This window comes from Pseudomonas fluvialis, from assembly GCF_002234375.1.
GTDB lineage: Bacteria > Pseudomonadota > Gammaproteobacteria > Pseudomonadales > Pseudomonadaceae > Aquipseudomonas > Aquipseudomonas fluvialis.
In genome coordinates, this window is the sequence record NZ_NMQV01000061.1 from 1 (window position 1) to 9,995 (window position 9,995).

11 protein-coding genes are annotated in these 9,995 nt (G+C 55.1%); 4 read left to right on the forward strand and 7 right to left on the reverse strand.

The annotated features are described in order from the left end of the window. The first annotated feature begins 1 nt into the window (after window position 1). Window positions 2–373, forward strand: coding sequence for a type II toxin-antitoxin system tRNA(fMet)-specific endonuclease VapC (vapC, locus tag CFY91_RS15635; RefSeq protein WP_093987291.1), 372 nt, complete (start codon window positions 2–4; stop codon window positions 371–373). Between the two features lie 86 nt (window positions 374–459). On the opposite strand, the gene CFY91_RS15640 is transcribed toward vapC, so the two are convergent. The 5 genes from CFY91_RS15640 to CFY91_RS15655 form a co-directional block, all read right to left on the reverse strand. Further along, window positions 460–1,428 (reverse strand): DUF932 domain-containing protein, encoded by a 969-nt coding sequence (locus CFY91_RS15640; RefSeq protein WP_093987292.1) that lies wholly within the window; start codon window positions 1,426–1,428, stop codon window positions 460–462. A 97-nt stretch (window positions 1,429–1,525) separates the two neighbouring features. Continuing rightward, window positions 1,526–1,855 (reverse strand): hypothetical protein, encoded by a 330-nt coding sequence (locus CFY91_RS15645; RefSeq protein ID WP_093987293.1) that lies wholly within the window; start codon window positions 1,853–1,855, stop codon window positions 1,526–1,528. Between the two features lie 179 nt (window positions 1,856–2,034). After that, on the reverse strand, window positions 2,035–3,159 hold the full coding sequence (locus CFY91_RS15955; protein WP_133063710.1) for a hypothetical protein: 1,125 nt from the start codon (window positions 3,157–3,159) through the stop codon (window positions 2,035–2,037). Window positions 3,160–3,440: 281 nt separating this feature from the next. Further along, on the reverse strand, window positions 3,441–5,069 hold the full coding sequence (locus tag CFY91_RS15650) for a UvrD-helicase domain-containing protein (RefSeq protein WP_093987294.1): 1,629 nt from the start codon (window positions 5,067–5,069) through the stop codon (window positions 3,441–3,443). Window positions 5,070–5,071: 2 nt separating this feature from the next. After that, window positions 5,072–6,790, reverse strand: coding sequence for an ATP-dependent nuclease (locus CFY91_RS15655; RefSeq protein ID WP_093987295.1), 1,719 nt, complete (start codon window positions 6,788–6,790; stop codon window positions 5,072–5,074). A gap of 427 nt (window positions 6,791–7,217) precedes the next feature. On the opposite strand from CFY91_RS15655, the gene CFY91_RS15660 reads away from it, so the two are divergent. The 3 genes from CFY91_RS15660 to CFY91_RS15670 all read left to right on the forward strand — a co-directional run bounded on the left by CFY91_RS15660 (window position 7,218) and on the right by CFY91_RS15670 (window position 8,140). Further along, complete coding sequence (locus CFY91_RS15660; RefSeq protein ID WP_093987296.1) at window positions 7,218–7,460, forward strand: type II toxin-antitoxin system Phd/YefM family antitoxin; 243 nt, start codon at window positions 7,218–7,220, stop codon at window positions 7,458–7,460. 126 nt (window positions 7,461–7,586) lie between these two features. Further along, window positions 7,587–7,859: a CopG family ribbon-helix-helix protein gene (locus tag CFY91_RS15665; protein ID WP_093987297.1), complete on the forward strand. Its 273-nt coding sequence runs from the start codon at window positions 7,587–7,589 to the stop codon at window positions 7,857–7,859. Continuing rightward, entirely contained in the window at window positions 7,847–8,140 is a 294-nt protein-coding gene (locus CFY91_RS15670) for a type II toxin-antitoxin system RelE/ParE family toxin (protein WP_010953434.1), read from the forward strand. The genes CFY91_RS15665 and CFY91_RS15670 overlap by 13 nt, the downstream gene beginning before the upstream one ends. Here CFY91_RS15670 and CFY91_RS15675 read toward each other — a convergent pair. Continuing rightward, window positions 8,134–9,543, reverse strand: coding sequence for a tyrosine-type recombinase/integrase (locus tag CFY91_RS15675; RefSeq protein ID WP_093987298.1), 1,410 nt, complete (start codon window positions 9,541–9,543; stop codon window positions 8,134–8,136). The two genes, CFY91_RS15670 and CFY91_RS15675, sit on opposite strands and share 7 nt — an antisense overlap. 294 nt (window positions 9,544–9,837) lie before the next feature. Beyond that, a partial coding sequence (locus CFY91_RS15810; RefSeq protein ID WP_243392528.1) for an integrase core domain-containing protein occupies window positions 9,838–9,995 on the reverse strand: 158 nt, incomplete at its 5' end.

Consider the following 9,995-nt stretch of genomic DNA (forward strand, 5'->3'; position numbering starts at 1 on the left):
CATTTTCACGATCAAGAATCGCCCTGAGCAGGTGCGGGAAGCCTTCAAGCGCCATTCAGGGCAGCTGAGCATCAGCACTGTCACCCTGATGGAGCTTATTTACGGCGCCGAGAAGTCCGCTAATCCCGAGCGTAATCTGGCGGACGTTGAAGGTTTCGCTGCGCGCTTGGAAGTACTGCCTTACGACGCTCAGGCAGCGGCTCATTCCGGGCAATTGCGAGCTGAGTTGGCTCGTATCGGCAAGCCTATTGGTCCGTATGATCATATGATTGCAGGACACGCACGTGCCCAGGGACTGATTCTGGTCACGAATAATCTTCGTGAGTTCGAGCGAGTCCCAGGTTTGCGCGTCGAGGATTGGGTGAACGCCTGATTAAGGGCGATCATTTAATGCAGAGCAGCTGAACAACCCCTGATCACCCTTGTGGCGATCAGGGGTTGTGTTTATGCCGCATCAGCTTAAGCGGCGAGCTGCAGCGCTGCGTCCAAGGCGCGTTGCTTGATCTGCGCGCCCTGGCCGAACCAGGCAGAGTCGAGACGGTATTCCGTGCTGCGTGCCCGGCGCTCGTGATCGACGTACTCAGTCACGGCATTGAGCAGACCCCAGGCGGTGCCGCGTGCCGAGTCGAGCTGACTGCCTCGGCCACGGCCTTCGTACAGCTCCTGAACTTTGCGCAGAGCGCGCTCGTTCGGCAGCTGTTCAGGAAGCGGACCGGTCGGGCTGGTCTCACACATCACGTTCATAAAGAAGCCCAGCGCCTCATGCCACTGCACCTTGCGTTCAGCCAGGTGGCGCATGCGGTACATGAAGTCATCCCATTGCGAGACGGCTATGCCGAGCTGCTTCTTCACCAGATCGCTATCAAAGCGGGTGCTGTGCGGCACCTTGATTGCGCGACTGGTGCCGTCCAGGGCGATCGTCAGAGTGTTGTTACACACCACGCGAATAGTGGTCGGTGTGGCCGTGGTAGCCAGGGTGCCGTCACAGGAAGTGGCCAGCAGCAGGTAGCCATTCACCTGATCGTTGCCCTTGAGCGCAGCGCCTTGGCCGGTTCGTGCCAGCGCCCAGAACTTGCGACCGCCCTTGAGCACTCCAGCGGTTTCCAGCTCGTAGCCAGATACCTCGGTCAGGTCACGATAAAATTCGAGCACTTCCCGAGGCTGCACGGTGTGATAACGCTGCGAGACTACCGACAGCGGTGCCTTGGTGTCCGAACGGTAGAGCACTTTCTGCTCCGGGAACGAATGGATCGCGCCCAGGTGGCCGATGGCGTCCGATTTGAAGTGCACTGGGCTTTCCAGGATCTGCCAGTCCATGCCGGCTTCACGTTGCCAGACTTCGATGGGTTGTTTCTGCGGCAGGTTGTTGCCCAGGCCGTGCCACGGAGTAGCGCCAACGTAGGCCATTTGTTCGATTTGATGAGCCATGACGAATTTCCTTTGGGTGCAGGCCGGCATAAAGCGCCGCGCAGAGCGCAGCACCGGCAATCAATGAGAGATAAGGAAGAGGAGAGCGCTGGCCGGATCAGGCCGGCAGGTTGAAGCGGTGACCGCAGAGTAGGCAGAGGTTGTGGGCCAGGACATGACGGTCGAGTGACTCGCCGAGCTGAGCGCCGAGCGCACAACCACCCACGCTTCCGGCCAGGCCACCGAGAATGGCGCCGGATACTGAACCGAGTGTGATGCCGACAGGGCCGGCGATTAAGCCGAGTGCTGCACCGGCCTTGCCGCCTGCCAGAGCAGCACTTATGCCACGGGCGAGACCACCGACAGCGCCGATGGCTGCGCCAGCTTTCATGGCGTGATGGAAAGAAGCGACTTTGGGGGAGTGGCAGCGAGGGCACTGCAATGACATGGGACGAACCTCCTTGGTGCTGATGTCATTGCGGTAATGTGTGGTTGAGATTTTTTTGGATCGAATTGCTGCTTTTCAGCAGCGCTAACTGAGTGCGTACTGGCTGTAGTCGGCCAAAAGCGGACTGATTACCTCTGCGCAAAAAAAAGCCCACCTCGACACCCGCTCAACGTCTTATTTCAATGCGTACCCCTGTAGCTTTCTAGCTTTCTTCTCGCATCTTCAAAATGAGCATAGGTGGTAACAAATCCCGAATTCCCTTGATCAAGGCCATACCCCAGAGGGTGACCTCCATCGGTAATGTAAACCCGTTCAGGCGAGGCATTTCTTGCTTGTTCCTCGGTGATCTGCCGGTAAGCCGGCTCAAAAATTGTACCGCCTTCTTTTTGAAGAAAAAATGAGGCTTTACGCATTGAAGTTAATTCAATAAACCCCCAATCCATCTTTATGGAGTAGGCGTTCGACAGTAGTGTGGCGACACCATTTATAGGTCTCACTTGCCCATCATCAGCCAAAAAAGTGCCAATCCTAGTTACCAATAGCGATGTCACGGAAAGGATATCATTCATTGATATCCATTTGGGCTGCCCTTTTTTGTTGAAGTACGCAAGAACGCAGAACTTTAGCTCTTCTATCGTCAGCATTGTTGGGTCTAAAAATGTGACGTACTCACCTCTATTAAGTTGAGCAACTTCATCGCGATGGATTATCACAGGTTTAAATCCATGATCTGTTGACTTCGCCCGCTCCAAAAAATTAAGAAGACTAGAGTTTTCTTCTGATAGGCACTCAATAAGCCTCCTGCTCCTCTGGCGCTCGTATGTCGATACTAAGCCACCGCAGACATCTAAACACTGGGCGGCATTATCCCAAGCTACTTCTGTATTCCAGATATGAACTGGAATTCCAAGTGTTTTTATCGCATCTAAAAACATGCGAAGAGAAACCCAGTACTCTCCACGAGCACTAGAGCGCACCCTTATTTTAAAATAATGTAAATGCTTGTGTTTGTACGTAATCCCATCAAGACAGGTGTCAGACAGCTCCCCATCAGGATCTAATTCCCAGCCCCATGGCTCACATACAATGTCGTATTCATAATTTCCGAGAGTGTGATCTTTAAGATCAGCCATAAGCTCCCCGATAGTAACGTCAGATGCGTACTCGATAATCGATCTATGGCTATTTTTTGCGCCACTTAATACTTCAGAGTTATCTTCAAGGCTATCAAGGAAGTGATCGTTATCGTCTTCGCTTCCGGTATTCCACCCGTTTGAATCACAGAAGTCCTCCCATTCACTCATGAGTGTTTTCCTTTATTCGAGTCTGATGAATATGCGCTGAGGCGGGCGCCTTTCGCCGGCAGTCTGAGTCGCCCCCTCTTTCCCAGATGCCGTCATGCACTTCAATCCGGTGCGGAATCGGTCGCTTCTGGCCGCTTTGAGCCTGTCGTATCAGGCTGGAGCCGGCCACAAGCAGTCAGTCGTTCGCACTGAGCAGCTTACGACCCAAGCGCAAATTTGTGCAGATTGAGGCTTACTACTACTACTGCTGCGTAGCGTGCCGGGCTTTCCAATCGATGGCGTTACCAAACGATGGGCGTAGCGTTCGCCCCGTTTCTGCCAATTAACTGCGATGGAGCACCGTTCTTAACAGCTCCTTGCCCGTTGATGCGAAAGCTCGACGTCATCAACACGCAAGCCTCAATTGCTCGGGTGATCCCCACATAATGTAGGTTTAAGCATTGGGCCTCATTCTCGAAGATAACCTGACCATACGATCCTGCCGGATAACTACGTGTCGGGATCACGTGATCGTAGAGATCGGCATGGAAAACGAGGTCGAACTCCAATCCTTTCGCCTTGTGCAGGGTCATGATCTGAACAGCATCGCGACTGGGGCTTTTAAACCTACGCAGCTTGTCGGGATCTCCGCAAACGCCCCCAAGCTCCATCGCACCTTCTGCAGAAGGCTGCTGCCCCATCAGACCTGTGGCGGCATTCAACACGGTCGCAACGAGGTCGCTATCCAAACAAGATCGGCAATTTAATAGCGCACGGCGAAGCATACGCCGTTCGTTAGCGGCTAGCTTTGGCGCACCGGGCCGATCAATAAGTGCTTCTGCGGTCAACTGCTGGTCGAAGCGCAACTTGAGCACATCCGAGAAAAGACTTGCCTCGGCTGCAGGTGCAGTCTGGAAAGGGCTCTCCTCGACAAGATAGTGGGCAAGTCCCAGATGGTCAGCAATCAAGCGCGCTGAGTGCTGATGTCGGCACAGAATGGCAACCCTGCTTGCGGAGGTCACTTGATAAACACGCATTAGCTGGGGAATGGCAGTATTCAGCCAGGCGCCTATCGCTCGCTGGTCACCGTCGACCGTCTTGATTAACACCCGCATATCACTAGTCGGCGCAATAGGGTGGTTTGGGTCGAGCAGGCGAAGTGCAAAGTCGTTGATGGACGGATGGCTGCGGAAATTGGTTGTGATGGCAAAGTACGCAAAGCCGCTGCCCGGCACCGTAAGTGCCATCAGATGCCTCGAATCCTTGTGCGCGAATCCATAAATGGACTGATCACTGTCTCCGACCGCAACAGCGGTCAATCCCAGAGACTTGAGCTTTAAAAAGAGCTGATGCTGGAAGTATCCGCTGTCCTGATACTCGTCGATATACACGGCGCAATACCGTGCTACGAGGTAGTTCCTACATGCGGGGGAGTGCTCGACTACGTAGCAAGCAATCATGCCCACAGCTTCAAGCGGGACGAGTCCTTGAGCCAGTGCCGCCTGCATGAACGGCAGGAACTCTGCCGTGTTAGCAATGGTAACATCCTGGATTGGCGTTGCCGGAAGCCTGTCTACCACCGCTTCGGGCAACTCCCTCAGCTTGGCCGTCTTGACTGTAGCGGGCATAGGGATCAATTGCCGTGCAAACGGAAACACGATCTCGCGAAGGCAGAAGTCATCTATCGTACCGAAGAAAGAACTCTTCATGTCGAAAGCATCAGCTTTACAACGACTCTCCAACTCATCGCTCGCCTTGTTCGTGAAGGAGATGGCGATGATGCCCTGGTGGCGACGCAACCCCGAAACTAGGTTCCTGACCTTGCATGACAGGACGCTAGTCTTCCCACTGCCTGGACGGGCGACTATCACCATGTCGCTCGCACATTGAATGGCTTGGGCTTGCTCCGCACTAGGCGTGAATGTAGACATTGCTAAACCTGCGCAGCAGCGGTCATACAGTGGATCAGCGGCCTCAACAGATGTCCATTGGGCAGCGCGCTGAGCCGAGTCCCGCAGTGGTCAATGAACTCCTGCATGCGGATGGCTTTCTTGCCTTGCAGGTAAGAGATTGCCTGAGGCAACGCATGACCTTTGAACCCGTTCAACAGTGCCGGGAGTTCGGCGGCAATGTCGTTCTCCAGATCGATCTGCGAAAGGAAGATGCCATGGGGGGCGACGGCGGCGCTGACCGCTTGCCAGGTGCCATCAGCCAACGTGGCCACATGATCGTATGGCTGCGGGCGGTGTTGCTGAGGAGGCATACCTGCCAGCGAAAGAGCGCGATTCATGCCCGCGAGGTTGCGCCACACCACTTGTGCTCCTCGGGACCCGAGCAGAACATCGGAGATGTCGTTGTCGGTCCGCACAGCCCATGGAATTTCCAGAGCGTTTAACACACGCTTGTAAACCTCAAACGCCACACCATCGACAGACAGCATTGATACGTTGCTGTGATCAAGATCGTAGCCATGAGCACGTGCCAGCGCAGCGTAGAACAGCATTTCCGAAGGCCCCTCGACCAGCATGACTGCTGAGGCGAAAAACGCTTCCGCAGGTAGGATGCTTATTCGGTAGCCAAGCCCTGTCCATGCGCTGTCGATGCAATCAGAGCAACCTTGGCTTGCCGCTCGGGTTGCTCCGTTGTTGCGCAGCAGGCGAACGACCGAGTCGGGGCGATAGCTTGCAGCGATCTGCGGAGAATGCGTGGTAACGATGGTCTGGCCGGGCAACGCACTGATGAGATAGCTCGCCAGTTTGCGCTGCTGGTGAGGGTGCAGATGCGCCTCGGGCTCTTCGACACAATAGATCACCACCTCGCTGTCTTGGTCGTGTTCAAGCACGCTCTTGGCCTTCCACAAGGCCAGCAGGATTTGGTTATTGCGGCCGTCACCTCCGAGCATTACACGCGAACCGTTGGTGCTGGCCCCCAGCTCCAACTGTTCGATGAACTGCTCGATACCGATCGAGCCGGTATCCAGCGACACGTTGTATCCAGCGTGATGGTGGGAGAGTGCCTTCAGTTCATCGTTGAGGTCTTTGGTCGCTTCGGCGACGTAGTGCAGGTTCCTCACCCCGTCGTTCACAGACTCCAGCAGCCCAGCGAGCGCCTGCAGCTGGATGGTATCGGCATCCACTTGAACCTGGTCGCGTGACTCCTGCGCAAGACGCAGAAGGTGCCGCTTCTCCGAGCGGATATATCGCGCAAGGTCACGCTGGGAATGGATGTACTTCAGATGCAGGTATTTCAGATAGTAGCGGCTAGGAATAACCTCCATCGCTGCAAGGTCATAGCCTGCAGCGATCTCGTAACTATGGTTTGCCCTGGTGGCGCGGAACTCAAGGAAAAATTTTCCGGCAGCACTGACAAGGCCCTTGAGCTGGGAAAGCACTGCGTCCTGGGTTACTTCGGAGAACGCAACCCGAATTAAGAAGTAGTCGGCCTGCGTGCCTTCTTGTGCGCAATGGAAATCATGTGTCGTCGGTTCAATCTCTGCGTCCGACAAGCTCTTGTCCAACAAGAGCCGCAACGCATGGATCATGTTCGTTTTGCCAACGTCGTTGCTTCCAATCACTAGGCTGTTCTTAGCCAGGTTGATGTGCGCGTCAGCGAAGTTTCGGTACTGATTCAGATAGACGTAGTCGATTTTCATATGAAGTGCAGAGGCGTGCCGTTCCTTGTTGGGGCCCTGCTAACGATGGAATCCTGATATTGGGAGAGCCATAGTTTTGGGCAAGTAGTCCATGGCGCCATACTAGCCCGCGGGCTCAGGAGGAGCCAACAACGCATGCCGACAAGCTCACCTTCAGCTTTGATCCGGCAAGACTGCGCTCGCGATGACCGCTCCTGGCCGGTTTCTGCCTGTTGCTACCGGCTGCTTTGTTGCTGGCTGTGGATGGTCATTTTCTCTCGTGCAGAACTCTGCCCAATCCGCCATCAGTGTCCGGCCCAGTTAACAAATAAAAGTTTGGCCTATCTATATTTGAAAGGCCGTGTGGGCTTCAAGCTCATCCGGGGTAGGGATCTTTCATCCAGATTCGTCCTGAAACCCTCGGGCAATAGGGGCAAAGAGGCTTTCTATGCAAAACATCTCTCAGGCAGCAGTCAGCATTTCTGATCTGAAGAAAAACCCATCCCGCATCTTGGCTGAAGCCGCAGGTGCCCCTGTAGCCTTGCTCGAACAGGATCGTGTTATGGCATATCTGGTGCCAGCAGAGCTGTACGAACAAATACTCGAGCGCCTGGACGATTTCGAGCTGGCTTCATTGGCGAAGGCTCGGGCAGCTGAAAAGTCCATCCAGGTGTCCTTGGAAGACCTGTAAGCAGCAGATGCTCGGGCTTGGATTGGGTCATTCGGTGTTATGCCCATCGGCGTCTTTATAGGCAGCACAGTTTTTTCTCTGCTACGATATTCAAAGGTAATACCTTTAGATAACGGAGGGCTAACCATGGCCACTTCCATCAAAATTGACGAAGAGCTGAAAGGTCGCATTCAGCATTTGGCTGGTTTGCGGCAGCGTTCATCTCACTGGATCATGCGTGAGGCGATCACCCAGTACGTCGAGCGTGAGGAGGCCCGCGAGAGCTTCAAACAAGAAGCGCTGGCATCTTGGGCTGCGTATCAGGAAACCGGCCAGCACTTGACCGGCCAGGAGGCTCGCACCTGGCTTGGTAGTTGGGGTACAGATGCTGAGGCAGAGTTGCCCAAGTGCCACGACTGATCGTCACGGAAGGCGCGGCGAAGGGCCTGGAGCGTTGCCGGCGATTTCTCTCCGATAAAGATCCGCAGGTCGCGCGCCGTGCTGCACAGGCAATCGAGCGCCAATTCGCTCGATTGGAGGAAAGTCCGGAAGTAGGGCGTCCATTTCCAGATCTGCCAGAGCTGCGTGAGCTCATCATTGAGTTTGGTGACTCAGGTTACGTCGCGTTGTACCGCTATGAGCGCGCAGATGACACCGCCTATGTCTTGGCCTTTCGCCATCAAAAAGAAGCTGGCTACTGAGGCTGGACAGCAGCTACCGGAGTCCCGGCAAGAATCGACTCTAACTTTTCGCCCAACAAGCGCCAGGCTTCGGTTTTTTCCTTGGCGTAATCGTGGTGCAGGTAATGTCGACGGACCTTCGAGCCGCCCAGCAGATGGTTCTGGCAGCGGTCGATTATTTCCAGCGTTACACCCAGCTCCTGCATCATCGTCGCGCCCGTGCGGCGCAGGTCATGCGGGGTCCATTCACCCTTGGTTCCTTTGCTCAGTACCAGTGAGTCGTCATGATGCCGGCCGGCCAGTGGCTTGCTGCGGTTCTTGAATCGACACTGGCGGTCTCCGATGAGCTTGCTGACAGTCTTGGTATCAACGTGGCTTCGACCATCCTTGCTGGGGAAGCAGAACGGCGTATCGCCGGTTTCTTTTTGCAGGCGTTTGAACTGCGCAATGGAAAACGCTGACAGGAACACGTGGTGATCTTGGCGCTTTCCTTTATGGCCCTTTGTTGCTTCGGCCGGGATGAACCAGGTGCCTTTCTTCAGGTCCAGGTTGCGCCATTCGGCCTTGAGCAGCTCGCCGATACGACAGAGGGTGCTCAGGCAGATCCACAGCGCGCACTGGACGCGCGTGTTGACCGGGCGAATGCCTGAATACTTCTGTCCAGCAGGAAGCTCTTCGTAGTCTTTCTCCAGGCGTTCGAGGATGTCACGTAGTTCTCGAATCTCGTCAGGCGAGAGCAGTCGATCCCGCTGTTCTTCGTAGTCATGGTCGAGCAGCTTGTGGACGTCTATCAGGTCGGCCGGATTGCCGTCAGCCATTAGGCCGCGCCATGGTTTGCGCTTCTCGGCCCAGCGAAGCATCTGACCGATATCTTTGCTGCGGATAACGACGGTGCGGTTTAAGCCGCGAGATTTGACTGAGCGCAGGACAGCGAGCAGATCCTTTTCAGTAAGATTGCGCAGCGGCTTCTTGCCAATGAGTGGCAGTACGTCCTTCTTGAAGCTGCGGACCAGCTCGGCATTGCCGTCCTGGCGTGAGACGCCGTCACGTATCCACTCATCAAACAGATCGGACACAGTCTTGTTTTCTGCGGCTTCACGCTCTGCTTCAGCAATAGTGGTGGCGATTGCCGCTTGCGCCTCGATCCGTGCTGCTTTGGCGGCAAGGGTAGGGTGCAGGCCTTTGGTGACGAGTACCCGGGCTTCGTCCCGCTCAGACCGAATTTGCACCAAGCTTTTCTTCGGCCAACTACCCAAGCGCTTCCTGGTTCGCGCTCCATCAAGCTTGAATTCATAGCTGAACTGAACCGTGATTCCGCGGACACCGACGCGCACCTCGGCAACCAATCCTCCATCCTCACGGAAGACCTTGCCGTCATCTTGCGCTGTCAGGGCCTCCAATTGCTTGATCGTTATCCTGGACACTCTCTACCCCTAGTAAAATCCTTCGCGCCCGAATTTTGTGCCACTTTTGTGCCACCGAATTGCATGGCTGGTGGTGGACGGTATTGGACTCTGTTGGATGCAAGATTAGCTTGTGAGCCCCGTATTTACTAGGGTTAAGCCTGTCCAATAGTGTCCATTAGGATCTATGGGGATCCGCCAAATAAGCGCATGGGGTGCAAGGGGTCGAGTGTTCGAATCACTCCGTCCCGACCAAAAAACCCTAGAAAATCCAGTTGAATCGCCCCGGCTTTTGTGGAGGCCGTTTCGTTTAAGTCAGGCCGCCATGGCCTGACCTGCTTGTTGCTGGTGGAAGTTTGCCTCAGCCTCCGCAGGCGGGATATAGCCGATTGAGCTCAACAGGCGCTGGTGGTTGTACCAGTGCACCCATTTCAAGGTCGCCATCTCAACAGCCTCGCGGCTCTTCCACGACG

Excerpts from the sequence above, each read along its gene's own strand:
- CFY91_RS15640 (WP_093987292.1), bottom strand. The coding sequence starts at position 1,428 with ATGGCTCATCAAATCGAACAAATGGCCTACGTTGGCGCTACTCCGTGG.
- CFY91_RS15645 (WP_093987293.1), bottom strand. The coding sequence starts at position 1,855 with ATGTCATTGCAGTGCCCTCGCTGCCACTCCCCCAAAGTCGCTTCTTTC.
- CFY91_RS15955 (WP_133063710.1), bottom strand. The coding sequence starts at position 3,159 with ATGAGTGAATGGGAGGACTTCTGTGATTCAAACGGGTGGAATACCGGA.
- CFY91_RS15650 (WP_093987294.1), bottom strand. The coding sequence starts at position 5,069 with ATGTCTACATTCACGCCTAGTGCGGAGCAAGCCCAAGCCATTCAATGT.
- CFY91_RS15655 (WP_093987295.1), bottom strand. The coding sequence starts at position 6,790 with ATGAAAATCGACTACGTCTATCTGAATCAGTACCGAAACTTCGCTGAC.
- CFY91_RS15660 (WP_093987296.1), top strand. The coding sequence starts at position 7,218 with ATGCAAAACATCTCTCAGGCAGCAGTCAGCATTTCTGATCTGAAGAAA.
- CFY91_RS15665 (WP_093987297.1), top strand. The coding sequence starts at position 7,587 with ATGGCCACTTCCATCAAAATTGACGAAGAGCTGAAAGGTCGCATTCAG.